This is a genomic window from Streptosporangium sp. NPDC000239 (genome assembly GCF_040300765.1).
In the GTDB taxonomy this organism is placed as follows: Bacteria; Actinomycetota; Actinomycetes; order Streptosporangiales; family Streptosporangiaceae; genus Streptosporangium.
Map to the genome: position 1 here is coordinate 1155693 of NZ_JBEPEI010000001.1, position 23634 is coordinate 1179326.

18 protein-coding genes are annotated in these 23634 nt (G+C 71.2%); 4 read left to right on the forward strand and 14 right to left on the reverse strand.

Annotation, left to right across the window (positions count from 1 at the left end):
• Positions 1-11: 11 nt before the first annotated feature.
• The 3 genes from ABT340_RS05320 to ABT340_RS05330 all read right to left on the reverse strand — a co-directional run bounded on the left by ABT340_RS05320 (position 12) and on the right by ABT340_RS05330 (position 1956).
• Positions 12-659, reverse strand: coding sequence for a hypothetical protein (locus tag ABT340_RS05320; RefSeq protein WP_352009395.1), 648 nt, complete (start codon positions 657-659; stop codon positions 12-14).
• A gap of 43 nt (positions 660-702) precedes the next feature.
• A complete protein-coding gene (locus tag ABT340_RS05325; RefSeq protein WP_352009396.1) occupies positions 703-1284 on the reverse strand; it encodes a copper resistance CopC family protein in 582 nt (193 codons plus the stop codon).
• Between the two features lie 120 nt (positions 1285-1404).
• Positions 1405-1956, reverse strand: a complete 552-nt coding sequence (locus tag ABT340_RS05330) for a hypothetical protein (protein WP_352009397.1) — start codon at positions 1954-1956, stop codon at positions 1405-1407.
• 74 nt (positions 1957-2030) lie between these two features.
• Here ABT340_RS05330 and ABT340_RS05335 point away from each other — a divergent pair, with 74 nt between their 5' ends.
• The gene (locus ABT340_RS05335) at positions 2031-3194 is read left to right on the forward strand and encodes a methyltransferase (RefSeq protein WP_352009398.1); all 1164 of its coding nucleotides are present in this window, start codon (positions 2031-2033) and stop codon (positions 3192-3194) included.
• Here ABT340_RS05335 and ABT340_RS05340 read toward each other — a convergent pair.
• The 3 genes from ABT340_RS05340 to ABT340_RS05350 form a co-directional block, all read right to left on the reverse strand.
• On the reverse strand, positions 3104-4027 hold the full coding sequence (locus ABT340_RS05340) for a glycerophosphodiester phosphodiesterase (RefSeq protein ID WP_352009399.1): 924 nt from the start codon (positions 4025-4027) through the stop codon (positions 3104-3106). The two genes, ABT340_RS05335 and ABT340_RS05340, sit on opposite strands and share 91 nt — an antisense overlap.
• Positions 4028-4172: 145 nt before the next feature.
• Positions 4173-6629 (reverse strand): M14 family metallopeptidase, encoded by a 2457-nt coding sequence (locus ABT340_RS05345; RefSeq protein WP_352009400.1) that lies wholly within the window; start codon positions 6627-6629, stop codon positions 4173-4175.
• 448 nt (positions 6630-7077) lie between these two features.
• Positions 7078-7209: a hypothetical protein gene (locus ABT340_RS05350; protein ID WP_352009401.1), complete on the reverse strand. Its 132-nt coding sequence runs from the start codon at positions 7207-7209 to the stop codon at positions 7078-7080.
• A gap of 424 nt (positions 7210-7633) precedes the next feature.
• On the opposite strand from ABT340_RS05350, the gene ABT340_RS05355 reads away from it, so the two are divergent.
• Complete coding sequence (locus ABT340_RS05355) at positions 7634-8062, forward strand: SMI1/KNR4 family protein (RefSeq protein WP_352009402.1); 429 nt, start codon at positions 7634-7636, stop codon at positions 8060-8062.
• Between the two features lie 12 nt (positions 8063-8074).
• On the opposite strand, the gene ABT340_RS05360 is transcribed toward ABT340_RS05355, so the two are convergent.
• The gene (locus ABT340_RS05360; RefSeq protein ID WP_352009403.1) at positions 8075-8992 is read right to left on the reverse strand and encodes a LysR family transcriptional regulator; all 918 of its coding nucleotides are present in this window, start codon (positions 8990-8992) and stop codon (positions 8075-8077) included.
• A 73-nt stretch (positions 8993-9065) separates the two neighbouring features.
• Here ABT340_RS05360 and ABT340_RS05365 point away from each other — a divergent pair, with 73 nt between their 5' ends.
• On the forward strand, positions 9066-10097 hold the full coding sequence (locus ABT340_RS05365; protein WP_352009404.1) for a DMT family transporter: 1032 nt from the start codon (positions 9066-9068) through the stop codon (positions 10095-10097).
• A gap of 88 nt (positions 10098-10185) precedes the next feature.
• Here ABT340_RS05365 and ABT340_RS05370 read toward each other — a convergent pair whose 3' ends face one another.
• On the reverse strand, positions 10186-11055 hold the full coding sequence (locus ABT340_RS05370; protein ID WP_352009405.1) for a class I SAM-dependent methyltransferase: 870 nt from the start codon (positions 11053-11055) through the stop codon (positions 10186-10188).
• Positions 11056-11102: 47 nt separating this feature from the next.
• Here ABT340_RS05370 and ABT340_RS05375 point away from each other — a divergent pair, with 47 nt between their 5' ends.
• Complete coding sequence (locus tag ABT340_RS05375; RefSeq protein WP_352009406.1) at positions 11103-11678, forward strand: helix-turn-helix domain-containing protein; 576 nt, start codon at positions 11103-11105, stop codon at positions 11676-11678.
• A 58-nt stretch (positions 11679-11736) separates the two neighbouring features.
• Here ABT340_RS05375 and ABT340_RS05380 read toward each other — a convergent pair whose 3' ends face one another.
• The 6 genes from ABT340_RS05380 to ABT340_RS05405 all read right to left on the reverse strand — a co-directional run bounded on the left by ABT340_RS05380 (position 11737) and on the right by ABT340_RS05405 (position 23634).
• A complete protein-coding gene (locus ABT340_RS05380) occupies positions 11737-12843 on the reverse strand; it encodes a nucleotide disphospho-sugar-binding domain-containing protein (RefSeq protein WP_352009407.1) in 1107 nt (368 codons plus the stop codon).
• Between the two features lie 168 nt (positions 12844-13011).
• Positions 13012-13953 carry an NADP-dependent oxidoreductase gene (locus ABT340_RS05385; protein WP_352009408.1) on the reverse strand — a complete coding sequence of 314 codons (942 nt, stop codon included), beginning with the start codon at positions 13951-13953 and terminating at the stop codon, positions 13012-13014.
• Positions 13954-14162: 209 nt separating this feature from the next.
• On the reverse strand, positions 14163-15761 hold the full coding sequence (locus tag ABT340_RS05390) for an amidase (RefSeq protein ID WP_352009409.1): 1599 nt from the start codon (positions 15759-15761) through the stop codon (positions 14163-14165).
• Between the two features lie 130 nt (positions 15762-15891).
• The gene (locus ABT340_RS05395; protein WP_352009410.1) at positions 15892-16314 is read right to left on the reverse strand and encodes a hypothetical protein; all 423 of its coding nucleotides are present in this window, start codon (positions 16312-16314) and stop codon (positions 15892-15894) included.
• 2 nt (positions 16315-16316) lie between these two features.
• Entirely contained in the window at positions 16317-22412 is a 6096-nt protein-coding gene (locus ABT340_RS05400; RefSeq protein ID WP_352009411.1) for an RHS repeat-associated core domain-containing protein, read from the reverse strand.
• A gap of 508 nt (positions 22413-22920) precedes the next feature.
• A complete protein-coding gene (locus tag ABT340_RS05405) occupies positions 22921-23634 on the reverse strand; it encodes a hypothetical protein (protein ID WP_352009412.1) in 714 nt (237 codons plus the stop codon).

A 23634-nucleotide genomic window follows, 5' to 3' on the forward strand; every position in this document is an offset into this window, starting at 1 on the left:
GGGCGGCGGGGTTACGCGCCGCGCCGGTTGGCCAGCCGCCACCCGGCCAGCGCCAGTGCGGCCAGGACCAGCGCCCCGGCCACGTAGACCCACGGAGACGGCGAGGAGCCCCCGCCCGAGGAGGCGGCGGGGGCGGGGGTCACGGGGGTGGTGGTGACAGTGGGACGGGTGGGCGTGCCGAGCGCGGACAACAGGGCCGCGGGCAGCGGCTGCCCCTCGATCCCGTCGTCCGCGACCAGCGCCCCCGTCCCGGCGCGCACCCGGTGGTCGCCGTCGCACAGCGCCGTGTGCAGCGGCAGCCCCGGCTCGGTCGGGATCATGCCGCTCTTCCTGGAGGACGCGAACACCAGGTACCGGGCCCCCTGCTCGAAGTTGTAGCCGCAGGCCGCGCTGTCGGCGTTGGTCGTCACCTGGTACTCGGTCAGTGCCTGCCCCTTGTAGACCTGGTCGGCCCTGAAGGTGTAGACGACCGGCGCCGGCACGGACGCGTCGGTCTTGGCCGGGCGGGAGGCGAGCACCGTCCCGGTGAAGACGACACTCGCGTTCCCCACCTGTTCCGTGGGTTGGAGCGGGGCGCAACTGCAGGCGCACGCGGTGCCGGGAAAGGCCACGATGGCGGCGGCCAGCAGGAGGAGGACGGTGACGACCCTGTTAATCATGTCCTCATCACGTATCCCGGCGCCCTGCGGTTCGCCCGCGGGCTCATTCCTCCGGCGTGGGGCGGTCGTGACGGGGCGTTCTGTACCAGACGACCGCGCCGATCGCCGCGAGTGCCGCCAGAGCGGCCCAGATCCACCAGGGGATGCCGCTCGGAGCCTCCTCACCCGCCGCGGCGGGTGCCGGTGAGGCCGAGACCTGGACCGCGGAGGCGGTGGGCGCGACGGATTCACCCGGTGCTGACGGCTCTCCGGAACCGGTCACGGTGAAGGGGATCTCGCCCTCGATGGGGTGGCCGTCCGAGGAGACGACCCGCCAGGCGATCACGTATCCACCCGGGGCCAGCGGCTGTGTCACGTCGGCGGTCACCTTCGGTCCCTCGGTGCGCGGCGTGCCCAGGGGCGCCTGTGTGTTGTCCGTCCGGCGCAGGACGACGGCGGGGAAGTGGACCCGGGAGCTGAAGACCAGCTCGATCCGCTCGGGGGAGGACACCTCGGCGTTCTTCGCCGGGGAACTGCTGCGCAGCTGGTCGTGGGCGAGCGCCGCGGGCGCGGTCAGGACGAGGAGGACCCCGCAGCCCGCGACCGCCAGGACCATTCTGCGTATGAACTGCGGCAGATATGCCATAACGGACTCCATGGAGACTTCCGGACGCGCGATCGGCGCGGCCGGGCAAGGCGGAAGGCACCCCCGGCAGGGGCACCCGATCACGGGGCGCGCCGGCCACCGGACCCGCCAGGGTCTCCCTCAGCCGGCGCGCGGAAGCGCGGGCGGCCCGCGCCTGCGCGGAACCGGGCAGGCCCACCCGCTCGGGAGGGGCACGGCCTCGACGAACGGCACGAGAACGGGAACGGCCGCGGGCGTCCAGGTGGCGGCGAGCACCGGAAGGATCGGGAGCCGCGCGCCGTACACGCGGATCATGAGCCACAGGGCGCTCTCGCCGCGCCACAGCCACCAGCCGGTCAGCAGCGCCGCCGCGAGGTGGACCGCCGTCATGCCGGGCCGGGCGTGCCCGTGGGCCAGCGGGATCACCGGGTACGGCACGGGCGCGGCCCGGCTGAACAGCTCGTGCAGCAGGACCTGTACGCCCACGCTCGCGGGAAGCACGACCTGCGGGCCGCGCTCGTGCCCGTTGAGGGCGTAGCCGAGGCAGAGGGCGACGATCCCCCCGAGGACGGCTGTGTACGGCGGCACCGCCCTGCCCCCGGCCAGGGCGTGGCCACCGCCGGAGACCACGAGGCACAACGTCGCGAAGACGAGTGCCCGCGGCAGACGGAGCGCTGACGCCACTGGGGCCATGACCGTCATCCTGTCAGCCGGGTCAGGCCCCGAGAAGACCGGGGGACGTCGCCGCTGGGCTAGCCTGAGGCGCGATGAACCGTTTGACGACCTCAAGGGGCGAGTTCGAACTCGCCCGTTTCCCCGAGCACTCCCGGCAGGAGCTACGCGCCTGGGACGCCGCCGACGAGTATCTCCTGCGGCACCTCGAAGGGGCGGACGGCGAGCCGGTCGCCCTGTCCGGCACGGTGGTCGTGTCCGGTGACCGGTGGGGAGCCCTGGCCACCGCGCTGGCCGCCCACCGGCCCGCGCCCGTGCAGATCACCGACTCCTTCCTCACCCAGGAGGCGACCCGGGCGAACCTCGCCCGCAACGGGATCGATCAGGACGCCGTCCGGCTCCTGTCGACCGGGGACACGCCCCCGGAGCGGATCGACGTGCTGCTGGTCAGGGTGCCCAAGAGCCTGGCACTCCTGGAGGACCAGCTGTGCCGTCTGGCCCCGGCCGTGCACCCGGGCACCGTCGTCGTCGGCGCCGGGATGGTCACCGAGATCCACACCTCGACGCTGCGGCTGTTCGAGCGCGTCCTCGGGCCGACCAGGACGTCGCTGGCGGTCAGGAAGGCACGGCTGATCTTCTGCACGCCGGAGCCGCGCCCGGCCCCGGCCGTCAACCCCTGGCCGCTGAGCTACACGCTGCCCGGCGACGTCGGAGCGGTCTCCGGCCTGACCGTCGTCAACCACGCGGGCGTCTTCTGCGCCGACCGCCTCGACATCGGCACCAGGTTCTTCCTGAGGAACCTTCCCGGCCGCAAGGGGCCGGAGCACGTGGTCGACCTGGGTTGCGGCAACGGAGTCGTCGGCCTGGCCGTGGCGCTGGCCGACGAGGAGGCGCGGGTGACCTTCGTCGACGAGTCCCACCAGGCGGTCGCCTCGGCGCGGGCCACGTTCCTGGCCAACGACGTCCCCGCCCCGGACAGGGCGGAGTTCCTCGTCGGCGACTGCCTGTCCGGGACGCCCGCCGGATCGGTCGACCTGGTGCTGAACAACCCGCCCTTCCACAGCCACCGGGCGACGACCGACGAGACCGCCTGGCGGATGTTCACCGGCGCCCGCGCCGCACTGCGCCGCGGAGGTGAGCTGTGGGTCGTGGGAAACCGGCACCTCGGCTACCACGTGAAGCTGCGCAGGCTCTTCGGCAACTGCGAGGTCGTCGCGAGCGACCCGAAGTTCGTCGTCCTGCGGGCCGCCAAGCGCTGACGCCGTACCGGGCCGGTCCCGCACCGCCGCACGGCCCACGCCAGGTAGGCGGGTGTCTCGTCGGTGACGACGTGTTCGACGCCGTAGCCCGCCAGGCGCCGCCACGCGGCGGGGTCGTTGGGGGTCCAGGCGTAGACGGCGACCCCGGCCCGCGCGTACGCGCGGGCCAGCTTTCCGGTGAGCCTGTCGTGACGGATTCCGACGAAGGCGAACCTCCTGGCCAGCGAGACAGGAGGGGCCGTCCTGGCCAGCAGGCCCCGGCGCGCGTGGATGGAGCGCACCGCCCGCAGCGTGTCCGGGGAGAACGACATCAGGCTCGCCCACCGGTAGGCGTTCAGCCGGTGGTACTCGCCGGAGAGGGAACGCAGGTCCGCCGCGTCCGGGACCTCCTTGAGGTCGAGCAGCGTCCGGCCGCCTGCCGCGCGCAGGAGCCGCAGCGCCTCGTCCAGCGTCGCGGGCCGCTCGCCGCCCAGGGTGCGCAGCGCGCGGAAACGGGACAGGGTCATGCCGGAGACCCGTCCCGTGCCCGTGGTCGTCCGGTCGACCGTGGCGTCGTGCATCAGCACCGGCTGGTGGTCCCTGGTGAAGTGGACGTCCAGCTCGACCTGTCCGGACCCCGCCGCCAGGGCGTCGCGGAAGGCCCTGAGGGTGTTCTCCGTGCCCGGCGGGCCGTACCCGCGGTGGGAGACGACGGCGGGCGCCGGACACCCGGCCGGCACCGGGGGGAGGGAGGCGGTCCGCTCACCGCCCCGGCCGAGCGTCACGACGGCCAGCGCGGCGAGCACCAGCGTCCCGCGCGCGAGCCTGACGGCGGCCGGGTTACCGGAGGACACGAGGGTGGATGTCGGACCGGGGAACAGGAAGCCGGGGAATGGTACACACAGTTATTGACTGTAACTGTGTGTCATCAATCCGCAAAGGGCCGGTCATGCCCGGTACGGCCGCCGGCCTGGGCCGGCGGCCGTACCGGGTCAACGGTCATCGGTCGCCGCGTACCTCGACCCGCTGCCTGCGGTAGTTCGCGCCCGGCCCGCCCGGGCGGTAGCCGCGCTCCACGTTGCCCGCGATGTCCACGGAGAACCAGTGCACCTCGGTCGTACGGTCGACCGTGATCCGCTGCGCCCCCTCACGCGTCCCGGCGGCGACGAGCTTGGGAGAGTTCAGCGTCGGCCTGCTGCCGTCCAGCGTGTAGTAGACGTTCGCGGGCTCGTCGGTGGTGAAGGTGAACGTGGCCGAGGCGCCGGTCCTGCCGGTCACCTTCAGCTCGGAGCCGGGACGCCGCCGGTCGCCCGAGTAGGCCCTGGCGACCTCCAGGATGGCGATCTGGCCGCTGGAGAACTCCATCGCCTCCTCGTGCCCCTCGGCGAACGGAGGCTGGAAGCCCACCGGCTGGAAGCGCTTGGTCGCCGGGTCGTAGAGGTCGGCGCCGACCTCGAAGTCCCAGCCGATGATGCCGCGGTTGTACCAGTGCTCGTCGGCGCTGTTGCCCGCCGCCGAGTACAGCACGTCGGGCACCGGCCCGGTACGGCCGGGCCAGATCGCGGTGCCACGCCTCTCCTGCACCGCGGACAGGATGTGCCGGGAGGACTCCCAGAAGTAGTTCTCCGTGCCGAGATCGGTCCGCGGCAGCGTCTCGCGACCGGCCTCCTTGTAGGCGCCGGGGGGCCACATGAAGTAGCCGCCGTAGGAGTGGGTGTTCATCGCGAACTTGATGTTGGGGTACTTCCTGGTGAGCCAGACCTGGTTGCGGTCCTCGGGCTCCGACAGCTCGGACGGGCCCGCGAACACGCCGCTGGTGCAGTCGGAGGAGGCCCCGAGGTAGCCGTCGAACATGGAGCCGACGGAGAAGTTGCGGTTCAGGTCGACGCCCCACGAGTTGCGCGAGGCCGGGTCGGCGGCCTTGGCCGGGCAGTGGTTGGTCATGTTCTTGCGCTGCATGTTGTAGTCGTAGAAGCTGTAGTGCCCGCCGTCCGGGTTGGACGTCGGCAGGATGAAGATGTCGAGGTCGTCGACGATCCTCCTGGTCCGCGGGTCGTGCGCGTAGTTGCGCAGCAGCCGTTCCGCCGTCTCCACGCAGACCAGCGGGGTCACCCACTCACGGGCGTGCTCCTGGCAGTAGAGGAAGACGCCGACCTTCGGACCGCCCCGTTTGGTGCCGACGCGCAGCGCCTTCATCTGGAACGGCTCACGTGAGACACTCTGCGGCGCCTTCAGGCCGTCGGTCAGCCGGGTCGCGGGGGCCACGGCGACCAGACCGCCGCCCTGGTCGCCCCGGTAGGTGGCGGCGGTCAGCAGCGCCGAGGCCGCGGTGTTCGCGTTGAGCGCGTCGACCACCTGACGGGCGGTGCTGGAGATCGCGCCGGAGGCGTCGGTGGCCAGGCCGACCACGACGTCCTTGCCGGTGACCGTGACGCTCAGCGGGGAGGAGGCGGCCTCGGGGCGGGTCAGGGCGAGGCTGACGTCGTTGCCGCCCTGCGAGCCGTACGCGGTCGAGGTCACGTAGAACGTGCTCGCCGCGCCCGTGCCGAACTGCGCCTGCGCGGCCCTGCGGTAGCCGTTCGTCTTGTACGGCAGGTCGATGATCTGGGTGATCCTGGGGAACTCGGCGGCCAGGGCGGTGATCCGGCCGGTGACCTCGGTCGGGTCCATGTAGTGGTCGACGAAGTCGGAGACGTAGTGCCCGCCGGGCGGTGTGCGCCGTTCGCCGAGCCACCTGGTGACCGGGACCGTGACCGAGCCGCCGCGGCTGCTCTTGATCGTCACCCGCGAGGGGGCCTGCGTCACCGGCAGCGGGTAGTCGAAGCGGTGGTACATGTACTGTCCGGCGTCGGTGAGGCGTGACAGCGTGGCCGTTCCGCCCGAGTCGGGGGGAGTGCCCCGCCCCGAGTCCCAGGTGGCCGTGAGCACGGTCTCGGCGTCGGTCGCGCTCGACTTGACCTCGACCGAGAGGAACCGCCGGTCGTCGGTGCTGGTGAACCACTCCGCGCGCAGCGGGGTCAGGGTGTCGTTCTGCTGCGCGGCGGTGACCGCGGCCGACATCGCGGTCCGCCGTTCCGCCTGGTTCGCCGCGAAGGCGGCCTGGCCGGGCACGGCGTCACGGACGTCGAAGCCCTGCCCGCGCAGCTCCCGCGCCTCTTGGGGGCTGAGTACGGCGTGCACCTCGATCCCGTCGTCGACGGCCTTGCGGTACTCCGCGAGGTCGACGCCCAGGGCGTTGAGGCGGTCGACGGCCGCCTGGTCGGGGACGACGACCCGCAGCAGGGCGACCCCGTCCTGCGTGGTGCTCGGCTGCCGGTCGGGGACCACCTCACCGCCGGACAGGGCCGGGGGAGGGGGGCTGGCGAGCACCGGGGTGGCGCCGAGCGCCAGGACGACGGGCAGGACGAACGCGGCCACGACGCGGCCGCTCCCTCTGCCGTTGAGAGAACTTCTCATGCGAGATTCCTCCAGTTGGTGCGCTCGGCCGAGTAGGGGGTGTCACGGAATGAGCACACAATCGGAGGGAAATCTTGATCGATAAGATCATCTTCGTCAAGTCCCCCGGTTTGGGCGGCGTAGGGTTATACGATTCCCATTCGATTGAAGTGAAATTTCACTATGTGTCGTTTGGATTGTGTTATCCGGGACGGTCTGGACGCCTGTGGTCGTGGGCCCCCGAGGTGTGTGCTCGGGGATGTGGCCAGGCCGCCCGGCGTTTTCTCTCGGGGCGTGGCCGGTCTTCGCTGGATTTCCCGGGATATGGGTCTTCGCTTTACGGATGAGCTCATTCGCCGGAGAACGCGTGTTCCGGATGCCCAGAAAGGCCGTGTCGCCTCACGGCTGCCGGGTGTGGAACACCGGGAAAACATGCTCTGTCATTTCCTTTGTCGGAACGTGGGGCCGTTCACCGCGTCCCTCCTGGAGTTCCCCGGGCCGCCGTCGCGACGTGCTCGACTTCCGCGTCCTCGGCGCGGTTCCCCCGCAGGGAGATCGCGATGCCGGGGGAGGCACGCCTGGCGCGGTCGTTGCGTACCACCCACGTGAAGATCCGTTTCCGGATGTCGGGAGGGCCCCGCGTGACGCTTCCCCCACAGGGGATGGTCCCGTCGTTCGTTCCGTGGACGTCGATGACCGAGATGGCACGAGCGGGACCGCGGTCGTCGCCGGTACCGGGGCAGAAGGCCCGGCCACCGGTACGATCGCGGCGATCCGGACGGCCATGCGGCAGGCCGGAAGCCCGGTGAACCCGTCGCCGGTCGACACAGAGTCCGTTCTCCAGGATGTTCAGCGGGGTGGAGGTGAAGGTCCGGTACTCCAGCCGTGGAGTGCGATCGGGCAGGGCGGTGGTTTGCCCGCGGACGGGCCTGGTGACAGTGTTCGTTCCCATGCTTGTCGTGGCGCCGGGGTCGCTTCGGATTCCCGGAGCCGCGAACCCGGCAGGACGGAGGGACGAGGTCGACATGGCGGAGCCGGTTCCCGGGCAGGCGGCGGCCACGCCGGCCGATGTGGCGCGCGCCCGGGCCGAAATCGGGCCGGGCCTTCCGGCTCCGCTGGTGGCCCTGTGGAAGGTGAAGGACGGCCTGGCGACCGATGCCGGTGTGACCGTGTACCCGGCTGGGTGCATCGGTGAACGCAACGCCACCTACGACGTCACGCGGTGCGCACCGGGTTTCGTCCTCATCGGCGACGACAGCGGTGGCCGCGGGTTTCTCCTGCGTGCCGGTGATCCGTGCTCCGCCGTGTTCTCGTCAGACCTGGGCGACCTGGGCCCCGAGGACTTCGAGGTCGAGGCCGTGGACCTCACGTCCTGGATCGAATCGCTCTGCCCTGACCTCTTCCGCTGTGGACCGCCCACGGTTTCCGGTCCGGGAACAACGCCGGACGGTTGACCCGACGGGCTTCTACAGGCCGAGTTTGCGCACCTGGTCCGTCACGGCTGTCAGGAGGGCGGTCAGCGCGGGAGTGGGCGGGGTGTCCCGGGCGACGGCGACCAGGCGGCGTCTGAGGGTGGTTTCTGCGATGTCCCGGATCGCCAGGGCGGGGTCGTCGCCGGGCAGGCTCAGGGTCGGCATGAGGGCGACGGCGGTCGCGGCGCGGACGAGTTCGAGTTGGACGTCGGCGTCGCTGGAGCGGTGCCGGATGTCGGGCTCGTAGCCGCCGAGGGCGCGGCAGGTCCCGACGACCATGGCGTGGTGACCGGTGCCCTCGGCCGAGGCGGCCCAGATGTCGGATCGCAGGTCGGTGAGCGCCACGGGTCTCCCGGGCCGGGCGAGCCGATGCGCGGCCGGTAGCACGATCTTCAGGTGTTCTTCGAGCAGAAGCGTGAAGCGGAGCCCGGCCGGGCGAGGGCGGGGGTGGCTGTCGTACTCGTCGCCGATGACGAGATCGACCGCGCCCAGGCGTAGACCCGGCAGGGACCGTTCGAGCTCCAGTTCGAAGATCTCCACGCGAACCTGCGGGTGGTCCGCCTTCATGCGGGCCACCGCCGGGATGAGGAGGCGGCGGGCCGCCGATTGCAGGCCGCCGGCGCGGACAGTGCCCCGGATGACGCCGCTGAGGGTGGCAAGGTCGGCTTCCGCAGCCTCGGCGGCCGAAAGCAACACCCGCGCGTGCTGAGCGAGCAGGCGTCCGGCGTCGGTGAGCCGCACACCGCGCCCGGCCTTGTCGAGCAGCCGGGCGCCGGTTTCCCTCTCCAGCAGGGCGAGCTGCTGGGAGACCGTGGAGGGGCTGTAGCCAAGGGCCGCGGCGACCGCGGCCAGGGTGCCTCGTTCCTCGAACTCCCGCAGAAAGCGCAGCCGTCGAAGGTCCAGCTCGATCATTCGGAAACCCTAACGGGTCACCTCCGGGAAACATCGCTGGACCCGATGGGTCAGGTGCCCAATCCTTGGGCGCATGGGTGCAGCACTGTGTCTTTTGTCCGCGGCCTGCTTCGGCGCCATGGCGATCTTCGGCAAGCTCGCCTACGACGCCGGTGTCTCCCCCGGGGCGCTGCTGCTGGTGCGCTTCGCCCTGGCCGCCGTCCTGCTCGGGATCGTCCTGCTGGTACGGCCGGGGCTGCGCCGCGCCGCCTCCGGTTCCCCCCGGGGTGAGGCGGCCGGTCGGCCGGCGATGACGCGCGGCAGGGTGACGGCCGTCGCCGTCGGCCTGGGTGCCGTCGGGTACGCCACGCAGGCGAGCCTGTTCTTCTCCGCGCTGCGGCTGATGGACGCGTCCCTGCTGGCTCTGATCCTCTACACCTACCCGGTCATGGTCACCGTGGTGGCGGTGCTGCTCGGCCGTGACCGGCTCACCCCCGCACGCGGAGCGGCGCTGGCGGCCGCCTCGGGCGGAACGCTTCTGGTCCTGCTCGGCGCCGGCGGCGTGAGCTTCCACCCGCTCGGGGCGCTGCTGGCCTTCACCTCCGCGATCACCTACACCGTCTACATCCTCGTCGCCGACACCGTCGTGCACCGACTGGCACCGGTGGCGCTGTCCGCGCTGGTGATGACCGGTGCGGCCGGCACCCTCGGCGCCCGCGCCCTGCTCACCGGCGGCGTCGATCTCCGTTTCGGGGCGCCGGGATGGCTCTGGCTGGCCTGCATCGCCGTGGTCTCCACCGTCGTGGCGATGCTGACCTTCTTCGCCGGGCTCAGGCGCACCGGCCCGTCGACCGCCGCCATCATGTCCACCTTCGAGCCCGTCGTCACCGCCGCGCTGGCCGCTGTCTTCCTCGGCGAGTCCCTGACCCCGGTGCAGCTCGCCGGCGGCGCGCTGGTGTTGTCGTCCGTGGCAGTCCTCCAGCTCCGGCGCGCCGGTGCCCGCACGAACCCCTCGCCCGCGGCGGTCCGGCGGGCAGGACCCGTCCGACGCCCTGGGAGTGCCGGACCGTCTCCTGGTGCCGAGCTACATGCGCGTCCCGTGCGATGCGGGCCCGATCACCCCTGATCACCTCGACGGGCCGGTCGACCGGTTGCCCGCCTGATCCGGTCCGGCGCGACCACACAGCCGTCCGGGCGGTCGTCCGGCCCGCCGGTCACGGCCTTCTGGCCAGCCACACGGTCCTCGTGGTACGGACGGTGAGGTCCGTCCGCCGCAGCACGCACTCCGGGCCGTCGCCGTCGAGGAGAACGTCGAGCGCGGCCAGGTCGTCGGCGTCCAGCAGGTTCTCGACGCCGGAGCGGACGCGCCGCAGGGTCGCCAGGGCGTAGCGGCCCGTCGCGGCGGGCAGCGGCGGCCGCAGGTCGATGGCGAAGTTCCGCTCGGTCTCGACGATGAACCCGGCCTCGGCCAGCGGCGCTCCCCAGTCGGATCCCAGGAGCGGCATGTGCTCGGCGCGCATCTCCGCCAGGCGGGCGTGACAGCGCGCCTCAAGCCCGGGACGGCCGACGCCCTGGTCGTCGGGCAGGAAACGCGGCATCGGCAGGGAGTCCATTTCGAGTACGGCCAGCAGCCCTCCGGGTCTGAGGGCCGCGTGGACGTCGGCCAGGACGCGGCCGGGGTCCGCCATGTGGTGCATGGAGGCCGAGGCCCAGACCAGGTCGACGGCGCCGACGGACGGCCAGGCGGTGTCCAGGTCCGCCTGGACGGTGCGGACCCGCCGGTCGAGGCCGAGGGCGCGGGCCCGGTCCGTGAGGCGGCGCAGCATGTGCTCGTCCTGGTCGAGGGCGATCCCCTCGGCCTCCCCGAACCGCGCGAGCAGCGTCAGGACGCCGGTTCCCGTACCACTGCCCAGGTCGAGGATCGTACGGGGCGGCGAGTCCGCGGCCAGTCCGGCGATCAGGTCCGTCACCTCGGCCAGGTGGGCGTGCAGGACCTCCGCGTCCAGATCGAGCAGCTCGGCCATGCCCGAGCCGTCGTGGTCGGCGGTGGCGTGGTGATGATGGTGGTGGTGAGGGTTTCCCATGAGGGAACCCTACGAGGAGTTTGCGTCGATGACATACCATCTTGCGTATGAAGCAAGACGGTGATCTCGACAGCGTGGTGCGCGGGCGGATCAGAGGGTTGCGCGTGGCCAGGGGCTGGTCGCTTGACGACCTGGCGGGCCGCTGCTACCTGAGCCCCTCGACCCTGAGCCGTATCGAGACCGGCCACCGGCGCATCAGCCTCGACCAGCTCAGCGCGATCGCCCGGGCCCTGGGCACCACCATCGACCAGCTCGTCGAGCCCGTGGGCGACGAGGACGTGGTGATCAGGCCGAGGCACGACGAGGCGCGGGGGCTGACCACCTGGATGCTGGGCGGGCGCGACGGGCCACACGGGGTGACCGTCGCGAAGATGCGCGTCACCAAGCCCGTACGGCGCGGCGTTGACGAGCTGAAGGTCCACCCCGGCAGAGACTGGTTCACCGTCCTGTCCGGAACCCTCACGCTGCTGCTGGGGGAGCGGACCATCAGGGTCGAGGCCGGGCAGGCGGCCGAGTTCTCCACCATGATCCCGCACGCCTTCGGGGCCGAGGACGGCCCGGCGGAGATCCTGTGCGTCCTCGACCACGAGGGGCAGCGCACCCACCTGTGGCAGCTGCCCTGACCGGCCCGGCCGTACCCGTGACATGAGGTCCGGGGTAGGGCCGGGCCGGCCCGCGGCGTCACACCACGGCGGGCCTGAGCGCGTCCGGGGTGTACAGCGCCGCCAGTTCGGCGGCGATCTCGGCCGGTGTGGGCAGCGCCTCGATCTCGGCCCTGACCTCGTGCGCCGTCGCGCGCAGCGCCTCGTCGGTCAGCAGGCGCTCGATCAGCGGCACCTGCAGGTCACCGATCAGTGTGGTGAGCGCGCTGCCCCTGGCGGCCAGCGTCTCGGCGTTGATGTGCCGGTCGGCCCCGTTGGGCAGGATGAGCTGCGGAACGCCCAGCGCGGAGCAGGTCAGCGTGGTGCCCGCGCCGCCGTGGTGGATGGCCGCCGCGCTGCCGCGCAGCAGAGCCCCGAGCGGCACCCAGCCGGTCACCCGGACGTTCGGCGGCAGGGGCGTGGACCACGAGGTCTCGCCGGAGCCCGTGGCGATCACGAACTCCGCGTCCACCGCCTCGGCCGCCTCGATGATCGGGGCGAACTCGCCGAGCCCGTGGGTCTCGGGAACCACCGTGCCCAGGGTGACCGCGACCCGGGGCCGGTCGCCCTCGTCGAGCAGCCACTCGGGCAGCAGCCCGCCGCCGTTGTAGGGCGTGTAACGCATCGACCACCGGGGCCGGGGTCCGATCACCAGGGAGGACGGGACGACGCCGATCGTCTCGACGCCCTTGGGCACCGTGACGCCGTGGCGCAGGAACGCCTCGTTCGCGGGCGCCCGATCGAAGACCTCGGGCTCGAACCCGCCGACCCCGTAGTTGTGCGCGACACACGGCACGCCCAGCTTGGCGGCGGCCACCGGCCCCGCGGTGAAGATCGGGTCGTAGACGATCAGGTCAGGGCGCAGGCGCTCGGCGAGCCTGACGTGCCCGTCCACGTAGCCGTCCCACATCGCGACGACGAGCGGCTTGATCTGCTCCAGCTCCTCGGGACTGATGCCCTCCCGGGGCTGCTGGAGACGCTCGGCCGCGGGGCCCTCCTGGAAGTCGGCGATCATCCGCGCCGTGGTGAGGCCGGGTACGGCGTCCAGTGTGAGGAACCCGGCGTCGCGGACCGCGAGGGCGTCCCCGGCGGCGGCGAAGGTGACCTCGTGGCCGGCGAGGCGGAACGCCCACGCGAGCGGCACCATGGGAAACACATGCCCGATTCCCGGAGCAGGTACGAAAAGCACGTGCATTTCTGACAGGTCCCCTCTGTCGTTTGACACCCTGTTTTCTTGACCTTGCTCTTCCGGGGTCAAGTCAACCGAATCCCACACGTGTTGATCAAGAGCCACCCGGGTGACTTCTCACGGGAGTCAGGGCACCAGGACGATCTTGCCGCGTCCGTGCCCCTCCTCGCTGAGCCGGTGCGCCCCCGCGGCGTCGGCCAGCGGGAGGACGGCGCGGACCGGCAGGGCGAGGGTCCCTGCCGCGTGCAGGGCCAGGGCCCGTGCCACGGCCTGGACACCGTGGCTCTCCCCCTCGCCGCCCCCGGTGAAGCGCGTCCCGGTCTCGACGGCCTCCGGCACGCTCACGATGCCGACGATCCGCTCGGGGCCACCGAGGAGGCCGACCGAACCGGCCAGCGCGCCCCCGGCCGCGTCCAGCACGGCGTCCACCCCCTGGGGCGCCACCTCACGAACCCGGTCGAACACCCCCTCTCCATAGGAGACAGGAACCGCGCCGAGCTCACGCAGGTAATCGTGGTTCGCCGCGCCGGCCGTACCGACGACACGGGCGCCGGACGCTACCGCGAACTGCACCACCAGGCCGCCGACGCCGCCGGCGGCCCCGTGGACCAGCAGGGTCTCCCCCGCATCGACCTTGAGGAGGTCCAGCACCCGGTTGGCCGTCTCCGCCGAGGTGTACAGCCCGGAGGCGGCCTCCCAGGACAGGCCGGCCGGTTTGGCGGAGAGCTGGGCGGCGTCGGCGAGGGCGTACTCGGCGTACCCGCCCGCGACCGGGCCGAGGACCTCGTCCCCGGCCGCCCAGGCGCTCACGCCCTCGCCGACCGCCACCACCTCACCGGCCGCCTCGCCTCCCGGCGTGTACGGCAGGTCGACCGGCAGGAACTCCTTGAGCAGTCCGGCCCGGATCTTCCAGTCGACCGGGTTGACCCCGGCGGCGCGTACCCGCAGCAGCACCTGGCCGGGACCGGGGGAGGGGACGGGCACCTCGGCGAGCCGCAGTTCCTCGGCGCCTCCGTAGGAGGAGACGACGACGGCCCTGCCGACGGTGGGGAAGGACGAAGAGGACATGACACTCCTTGAGCCTTGATCGGGGTGCGCGGGCGGTGCGCCCGCGCACCGGGACACGGCCGAAACGGTCTCATCGCCCGAGACGGACGAGAAGCGGAGTGTTTTCCCTAGGATCGAAAATCCTAGTCTCAGAGTCGGGATTTCCGGAGGGCACCCCACGGGCGGAGACCCGTCCGCGGGGTGCGGCCGTCAGCCGGAAAGGGCCCCGGTCAGGGCAGCGTCCGCAGGTAGGTCGGCGGCTTGCGCACCTGGCTCGCCTGCTCGAACGCGTAGCTGATGGCGATCAGCGTCGGCTCGGAGAAACGGCCGCCGAAGAACGTCACGCCGAGCGGCAGCACGTCCTTGGCGTATCCACCGGGGACCGTGACCGCCGGGTAGCCCGCCATGGCCGAGGGCGAGGAGGTGGCGACGAAGTCGGTGAAGTCGTCACCCTTGGTCAGATTGGTCACCCAGGCCCCGTTGTTGGTCGGGGCGAGCACCGCGTCGAGCCGGTTGGTGGAGATCACGGAGTTGATCGCGTCACGGGAGAGCGAGGTCGCCTTCTCCCTCGCGGCGCGGTACTCGAAGTCGTTCAGGTCGCCGCTGGTCGCCTGCGCCTGCTCGAACAGCTCCTGCCCGAAGTAGCGGAGTTCGGTCGAGGCGTGCTTCTTGTTGAACTCGATCAGCCCGGCCAGGTCCGCCGGGTGCTTCCCGGGGGCCTCGGCCAGATAGGCGTTGACGTCGTGCTTGAACTCGTTCGTCAGAGCCGGGAACTCCTGCTCGGCCGCCTCGTCCGTCCCCGTCAGTTCGAGGTTGTCGACCACGGTCGCGCCGCGTGCCCTGAGCGTGGCGATGGTGGCGTCCAGGGCGGCGACCACCTCCCGCTTGTTCCCCGCGGCCGAACGCCAGACGCCGATGCGCTTACCGGCGAGCGCGTCCGGCCGCAGCGCCTTGAGGTAGTCACGGTTGCCGCCCGGCACGGTGGCCGGATCGCGCGGGTCAACCCCCTGGATGACGGAGAGCACGGCGGCCGCGTCGGTGACGTTCCTGGTGAGCGGGCCCGCGGTGTCCTGGGCCAGGGAGAGCGGCACCACTCCGGCGCGGCTGACCAGGCCGACCGTCGGTTTGACCCCGACGACGCCGTTGATGCCGGCCGGGCAGACGATCGAGCCGTCGGTCTCGGTGCCGATGGTGACCGCGGCCAGGCTCGCGGCGGCGGCGACCCCGGAACCGCTGCTCGACCCGCAGGGGTTGCGGTCCAGGACGTAGGGGTTGTTGGTCTGGCCGCCGACCGCGCTCCACCCGCTTGAGGAGGCGCTGGAACGGAAGTTGGCCCATTCGGACAGGTTGGTCTTGCCGAGGATCACCGCGCCCGCCGCGCGCAGCCGCTGGACCAGGAAGGCGTCACGGGCCGGGCGGGAGCCGAGCAGCGCCAGCGAACCGGCGCTCGCGCGTCCGGTGGCGGCGATGTTGTCCTTGAGCAGGACGGGGATGCCCTCAAGGGGGCCGCGCGCGCCCTGGCGCCGCCGCAGGTCGCTCTGCTTGGCCTCCCGCAGCGCCGCGGGGTTGGTCGAGATGACCGCGTGCAGCAACGGGTCGACCGTACGGATCCGGTCGAGGTAGAAGCGGGTGAGCGCCACCGAGTCGAAGCGCTTCTGGTTCATGGCGCGCTGCATGTCCAGGACGGTCGCGCGGTCCAGGTCCAGGCCGCGCAGGACGGTGCTCGACGGGGGTACGGCCGCCTCGTGGGCGTGTGCCGGTGCGGCCACGGACAGCCCGGCGACGAGTGTCGCCGCCGCCAGCCATCGCGTGGAATGCGTGAAAGTCATGGACGACCAGCGTAGCGATCATGCTTTCTGAGGAAAATGTTTCCGGTTCATACTTTTGCCGGACAGGGGCCGCTGTGATGGGCTGACGGACCGCGGTCCGCGAGAGGAGGATCTCGCGGACCGCGACCTCTCAGAGACGGTGGACGGCTCCCCTGATCGACCCCTCAGCCGGTTCCTCGGCCAGGAGGGGGCTCGGCGAGCCGCCACCGACGAGCACCTCCGCCCAGAACACGAACCCCGCGACCACGTAGTCGGAGTTTCTGTCCGGGTCCAGGAGGAACATCCTCGCCTTTCCCCAGTTCTCTCCGACCCGGCGCTCCTCCGAGCGTGTCACCTCGGGATCGGCGACGGTGAGGCGCAAACCTGAGTGGAGGGCGGGCAGGGAGATCCGTGAGACGTCCTGGAACAGGACGTCGAACACTCTCGGTCTCTCCTCGCCCTCGGGGTCGCCGTCGAAGCCTCGCAGGAGCACCTTGCCGTGCCCCACCTCGATCGCCCAGGGCTTGAACCGCCCCGGCAGGACGAGCGGGAGCCGTCCGTTCTCGATCGACACGTTCATCCCACACCAGCCCAGTCGTTGAGCCTACGGTTCCAGCGGAAGAAGTTGACTTGGTCCATGATGCCCGCAGCGTCCACCTGCAACAGCTCCCACTGGGTGTGCAGCAGGTCACGAGAGTTGGTGTTCTTGGCGATCTCCAGTGCCTTCGCGGGCCCACGGTTGGCGCCGGGGAGACCGTCCAGCATGAACGAGATCTCGCCCTCGCCGCGTCCGGCCCTGGCGATCGCCGACTGGACCTCGTCCCGCCACGTCGCGCTTGGCGCTCCGAGGAGATTGCGCGCGCTGACCTTCTCCGAGAACTCGTTCAGTTTGAAGTCACGTCTTCCGAGCGCCACATGGTCCTTGGGGCCGATGAAGTCGCAGCCGTCGTTGTGGACAAGGAGCGAGGTGCCGCCGGTGACCACGTGGTAGGTGTGGATGTCGGCGATGGTGAAGTTGTGGACGCGTTCGTGGGCGGTCCACTTCTTGAGCGCGGTGACCTGGACGTGGGTGCCCGCGCTGGTGCGCAGCCACATGCCGGGCTGGAGTTCGCCGGCCTTGAGCCACTTGTGTGCGCTCTCGACCCAGAACGGGTGGCCGTCGGTCGCCGCGATCTGGCCGGTGGCCGATCCCCTGTCGCCGTCGGTGTCGACGGTGACGCGGACCAGGTTCTTTTCGCCCTCGCCGACGATCAGTCGTACGACCGGTTTGGCCGTGGTCTGGCCGGTCTCCGGGTCGGTGGCGACGACCTGTTCGCCGAGGTCGACTTTTTCGATGGGTTTGACGGTGCCGTCGGCCATGAGCACCGGCGTGCCGGCGACGAAGCTGTTGCCGGGTTTGCAGTTCGGCCTGTCGAGACGAGGCCTCTCCGACGCGGCCTTGGGTTTCGTCTTGGCCTTGGCCTTGGCGGCGAGGGCTTTGGATCTCTCGGCTGCTTCGGCGGCGACCTTCTTGGCGTAGGCCTCGGCCGCCGCCTTGGCCGCCGCGGCCTTCTCCGCCGCCGCTCTGGCCGCCCTCGCGGCCGCGGCCTTGGCCGCCTCGGCCGCCTTTTCCGCGCCGCGCAGGATGGCCTTGGCCCACTTGAGTTCCTCGAAGAAGGCGAAGACGGCCTTGCCCGCCCGCCAGATCGCCTCGGCGATCTTCTTGGCCTTGAAGATCTTGCCCCAGGGCAGCGCCCCGATCACGGCCATCACACAGGAGCCGATGTCGCCGTTGAGGCAGTTGACGATGTCGTTGATCCCCATGATCTCCATGAGGATCTGGCCGCCCGCCTCCAGGATGACGTCCAGCACGCTCTTGTTCTGCAACTGCTGGGCCTTGGCGACGTCCTCGGGGCTGGGCCCGGACTCGGCCTCCTGGCCGGGGGCGGTACCGCTGCCGCCGCCGTCCGCAGCCGCGTTCACCATGCCGGTGGGGTCGGTGTAGACGAGGGGGTTGTTGGAGGCGTAGGTGTAGGCGGAGGTGGCGCCGGCACCCGTGGGCATGGGATCGACGCTGCTGAACCGGCCCGTGCCGGGGTTGTAGTTGCGGGCGCGCAGGTAGTAGTTGCCGTCGCCGGTCGTGCCGTCCTGGTAGGCGCCGGTGAACCGCAGCGGGTTGTCCGGGCCCGCCGCGACGCTCCGTTCGGGCGCGCCGGCCCCGCTCTGCCCGGCGGCTCCGGCCCCTCCCGGTGGCGGGGTCGCCCGCCCGGTGGCTGCGGCGGTCAGGGTGGTGCCCGTGCGGGGGTTGCCGAACGGGTCGTAGTCGTAGCCCGCCTCGATCTGGCCGGCCGGCGAGACCATGTTGGCGACGCCGCCGAGCCAGTCGTGGGTGTAGGAGTGCGCGCCGCCGGTCAGCAGGGCCAGCGGCTCGTCCTCGGGGCCGTAGGTGAAGCCCTGCCTCTCGACGACGGCGCCGCCCGCGTTGACGGTGGTGTCCAGCGCGATCTGCGGCAGGGTGCCGTTGACGTCCCAGCTCCAGCGCTGGATCGCCGAGACGGTGCCACCGGCTCCAGCGCTGGTCGCCGACAGGCGCAGGCCGGTGGCGTCGTAGGCGAAGGTGGTGGAGTTGCCGTTGACGGTGGCCTTGGCGAGGCTGTTGTCGAGGTTGTACTCGAACCGGTCGGCGCCCGCGCGGATCTGGTTGCCGTTGACGTCGTAGGCGAAGTCGCGGGCGACGCTGGAGCCGGGCCGGGTCACGGTCTCGCGGGTCAGCTGGTCGGCCTCGTCGTAGGCGTAGACGGTGGTGTCGTTGCCCGCCGTACCGGTGCGTTTCTGGCTGAGGCGGTTGCCGACCAGGTCGTAGGTGTAGTCGATCCGCCCGGCCATCTGCGAGCCGGTGGCGCAGCTCGTGGCCGAGTAGCAGGCAGAGGTGACCCGGTCGACCGTGTCGTAGGCGTAGGAAACCGACTCGCCCGCGGTGCCGCGCGTGGTGACGACCTTGGTGGGGTTGCCGACCTGGTCCAGGGTGAGGTCGAAGGCCGAGACCGGATCGGAGTCGCCGTTCGCGGTGGCGATGCGGGTCAACCGTCCGGCGTCGTCGTAGGCCCGCCTCTCGGTCAGGCCCGTGCCGCCGGGCAGGGTGGTGCTGGTGCGCCGCCCTGCCACGTCGTAGCCGAAGCGCCACTCGGCGCCCGCGCCCGCGGTGCCGCCGGTCACCTTCTGCTCGGTCTGCCTGCCGTCACCGTCGTAGGCGAAGGTGACCGCGGTGCCGTCGGGATAGGTACGGGAGGTGATGTTGCCGCGCTCGTCGTAGCCGTAGGAGAAGGTCTCGTCGGCCTGGCCGGCGGTCTTGCGGGTCACCTTGAGGATCTGGTCCTCGTCGTCGTAGCCGACCTCCCGCACCCCGGTGGGGTCACCGTAGGAGGTGGTGCGGTCCTTGGCGTCGTAACCGAAGGTGTAGGCCGGCCCCTGCGAGCCCAGCGCCGTCCTGGTACGGCGGCTCAGGATGTCGTAGGTGTTGACGACGGTCCGCTTGAGGCGCTCCTCGGGGCTGACCCACTCGGGACCGTTGACGGTGATCGCAGTCAGCGGGTTGCTCTCGGCGTCGTAGGTGACCTCGACCCGCCGCGACAGCGGATCGGCCTTGGTGATCAGGCGTCCGGCGTCGTCGTAGGACATCCGGGTGTAGCGGCCCAGCGGGTCGCGCACCGACTCCAGCAGCCCGTCGGTGCTGTAGGTGTAGACGGTGGAGCGGGCCGTCGGGTCGTTCGGGTTGTAGGGCGTCTCCGGGGTGTGGACCGTGGCCGGGAGGTCGTCCTCCCGGTAGGTCCGGTAGGTGGTGCGTCCCTTGGCGTCGGTGACCGAGGTGACCCGGTTGCTCGCGTCGTAGACGGCGGCCGTGGTGTTGCCGAGCGGGTCGACGGACTTGACCTGGTTGCCCGCCTGGTCGTACTCGTAGCGGGTGGTGAAGCGGGCGGGGTCGGCGCCCTCGACGTTGCCCCGCGGTTCGGTGACGCCGGTCAGCAGGCCGTCGTCGTCGTATCTCCAGGTGGTCACGCCGCCCTCGGCGTTGGTCTCCTTGATCCGGTTGCCCGCCGCGTCGTACTCGGTGCGGGTGGTCTTGCCCGCCGGGTCCTTGATCTCGGTCTGCCGGCCGCTGCGGTCGTAACCCATGGTGGTCCTGCGGCCGAGCGCGTCGGTGGTGGAGGTGACCTGGCCGTTGTTGTCGCGTCCGAACGCCGACTGCTTGCCCAGCTCGTCGGTCCTGTTCGTGGTCCGGTCCAGAGCGTCGACCTTGATGTCGCGCTCGGTGAACCCGCCGCCGGGATAGGGGTGCCGTACCCGGATCGGGTTGTCGTCGGCGTCGTAGAAGTAGGTGGTGGTGAAGTCGGCCGGGTTGGCGCCCGGCTCGTTGCCGCGCGGCGAGGTGACGGTCTTGAGCAGGCCCTTGCCGTCGTAGCCGTAGGTGGTCGTGATGGGGGCCCTGGTACGCAGGAGCGCCTGCGTCGAGGCCCGCCGTCCGGCGTCGGTGTAGGTGTAGGTGGTGGTGCGCCGGGAGTCGTCGACCGTCTTGAGCAGGCCGTTGGCGAAGTAGAAGTAGTCGGTTGTGGCCTCGGTCGGGGTCTGCCTGCGCACCAGGCGGCCGGTCTCGTCGAACCCGCTGCGCCAGGCGCCGTTCTTGCCCGGCTCAAGGGTGCTGGTCACCCGGTCCTGGGCGTCGTAGGCGTAACGGGTGGTGTAGGCCGCCCGGTTGCCACCGGGTACGGTACCGCGCGGGTCGACCGTGGCGGTCTGACGCCCGGTGGCGTCGTAGACGATCTCGCCGCGCCGCCCGGCGGGGGAGATCGCCGCCTTGAGCAGTCCGGCGTTCGGGTCGCCCTGCGGCAGGTACTCGTAGTGGCTCACCTTGCCGCGCTGGTCGGTCGTCGAGGTCCGCAACCCGCGGGAGTCGTAGGTGTGCGTGACGGCGTGGCCCTCGGGGTCCTCGCTGCGCACCAGCTCGTTGAACTCGTTGTAGGTGTCCTTCCACACCTGGCCGTTGGCGTCGGTGTGGGTGGTGGGGTTGTTGCGCTCGTCGAACCGGGTCTTCTCGGAGAAGCCGAGCGGCTGGGGCGCCTTGGTCTGCAGGCGGTTGCCGTTGGCGTCGAAGGTCGCCTCGTGCTGGTGCTGCTTGCCGTTGACCACCAGGTCGCGGTTGAGCTCCCGGTCGTAGCGGTGGTTGTCGGAGTCGCCGGTGCCGCGCTGGGAGTACACCAGCGTGTTGCCCCGGTAGCCGTCCCAGAGCACCACCCCGTCGGGGTCGGTGGTGGTGGCCTCCTGTTTGGCGGCGTCCCAGGCGAAGGTGGTCTGCTTGCCCAGGCCGTCGCGCTGCGCGGTCACCCGGCCGTCGGTGCCGTAGTCGTTGGAGATGATCGCCACGTTGTGCGGGTCGACCACCTGCGACAGCAGGGTGGTGGCGTGGTAGCGGTACCTCCAGGTGAACCCGCGGGCGTCGATCACCGAGGTCAGGAATCCGTCGGTGTAGAAGTAGTTCACGTTGCGGCCGTCGGGCAGTTTGATCTCCCGGATCAGGCCGCCCTCGATCCGCACCGAGACCACCCGGCCCGAGGCGTCGGTGATGTTGACCCCGAGCCCCTCGTAGGCCAGCCGTACCCCGACGCCACGCGCGTTGCGGATCGAGACGAGGCGTCCCTGACCGTCGAAGCCGTAGCGCACCTGCCGTGGTGTGGTCAGCTCCCAGCCGTCCGCCGTTCCGCGCAGGGTGGAGCGCACGCCGGGCGGGCGCTTGTAGGCGCCGCCTGCGGCGGGGGTGTAGCGGGCCTGGGCGCCGTCCTCGGCACGTACCACGGCCACGCCGTCCTCGCCCACGCTCACCCGCATGTCGTAGGACCAGGCCCAGCCGGGACCGAGAGGGCTCGCCCCCCGGTTCATCGAGGAGTAGGTGCGCGCCGAGACGAACTGCGGGCCGTAGGAGGCCATCGCCAGGTCGCGCTCGGTCCGCACGAAGGCACCCGTGCCGGTGTTGACGCCCAGCGCCCTGGAGGCCTGGCCCGCGGCGGTCAGCGCCAGCGCGTTGCCGCACCCACAGCCGGAGGCCTGCTCGTTCGGGACCGGCGGCGGGTCCACGGTCTCGCGCGGGACCGAGCGGTCCGACGGGGCGGAGACCACCTCGCGGCCGTCGTCGTAGACCGCGGCGACGGTGACGAAGTACTCCCTGCCGGTCTCCAGCGTCCAGCCGTCGGCGGCGCCGAAGGAACGGCAGAGGTCGCCCGCGCCGCCGCAGTAGGACCGTTGCAGGTCGGGGCGCTGAACCAGAGTGGAGGTCTGCTCGGTCTGCGACTGGGCGTCGTACAACCGCACCCGCGCCGCCGTCCACGAGGGACCGGCCTGGCCGACGTTGAAGTAGGTCACCAGCGAGGTGTCGCCCAGCACGTAACCCGGACGCAGCGACAGATCGGTGAACCCGTCGTCCACGGCCTTTCTCGCGGTTCTTCCGGTGAGGGACGTCCAGCGTTCCCCGCTGACCCTGACCGGCTGGCCCGCGGCCTTCGCACCCAGGGGTACGACCGGAGGCCGTTCACCCGCTTTGAACGCCCTGTCCGGGCGTATCCCCCTGGGCAGGGGGCGTTCGACGGGGCCGGGACCGGGCCTGGCCTGCGGAACCGGTGGCGGCGCGGCAACCGCGGGAGGCACGTCCGGTACCGTGAGAAATGACGCGACGAGCGTCGAGACGACAAGTGGAATCAGAATTCGGGCATGACGAAGTCGACCGATGGCGGGCATTGCCCAAAACCTCCCCCGTGGAGGGACCGGCAGCGGAAGAATCAGCTATCCAGGTACGCCAACGAGGGAATCATTCGGCATTGTGCACTGCAATGGCTTTGTTTCGCCGATGACGTTTTGTTATAGAGCCCGAATTCGCTGCGCCGAGCAGGTCGTTAATTCGGGGAAAACGTGATCAACGGTTCCGGCCTGGTGTGATGCAATTCCGGGGATCTTCCCTAATCAATCGGAAAGATCGGCCGACCTGATCCTTGCTCACGCTCCGCGTATTCCGTGTGACGCGGGAACACGGCGCCTTCCTTGGCTTTCCGCGCCACTGGAACGCACCCCGCGCTCACCCTGTCCACCGCCGGGTACGGCCGTCGCGATCCACTTCCCGGCACCCACGACCGGGTGGGCGCGGGTGCCGGAAGTGCTCTCAGCGGGGGTCGGGGTCCCGTCTGGGGACGGCGGTGACGAGCAGATGGGCGAAGGTGTCGCTGAAGGCGTGCAGCAGGGCGCAGGCGTGGGAGTCCTTCTCCCGGGTGACGGTGAACGCCAGGCTCCACTGTTCGACGACGGCGCGGTGGACGGTCTCCGTCTCGGCGGGGGCGGCCTCCGTGAGGGCCGTCCGCGACAGGTTCAGGCGGCGGCGGACCTCCGCCTCACGGGCGGAGTCCCCCCGGGCGAGCAGCCGTACGGCCCTGGCCCTGGCCATCGGCCACAGCGGGGTGGGCATCGTCGCCACCAGGATCTCCGCGGCCCGCCGTGCCGCGGTCTCCTTGACCGGAGGCAGGCTGTTGTCCTTTTTCTTTCGCACCGTCCTCGGTGCCGGGGCCGCCAGGGCCGACGGGAGCGGCGACGAGGCCGAGGACGGTTCCGCGGGCAGGAAGGTGAGCAGTTCGGCGGTGGGGGTCAGGAGGCGGGGGCGCCTGGCCTGGCGGTTGACGGTGAGGAGCACGGCCGTGGCGATGGCTACGGCGAGCATGAGGGCGAGGAGCTGCCAGTGGGTGCGCAGCAGGCCCAACGTGACGAGAAAGGTGGTCGGTCCACTCGGCGGGTGGGGGGTCCGGGTCAGCAGGTGGGGGGTGACGGTCATGGGCATCCTGACCGAGACCAGCGCGACCGGGGCGGGGAGGGGTGAAGTGGTCAT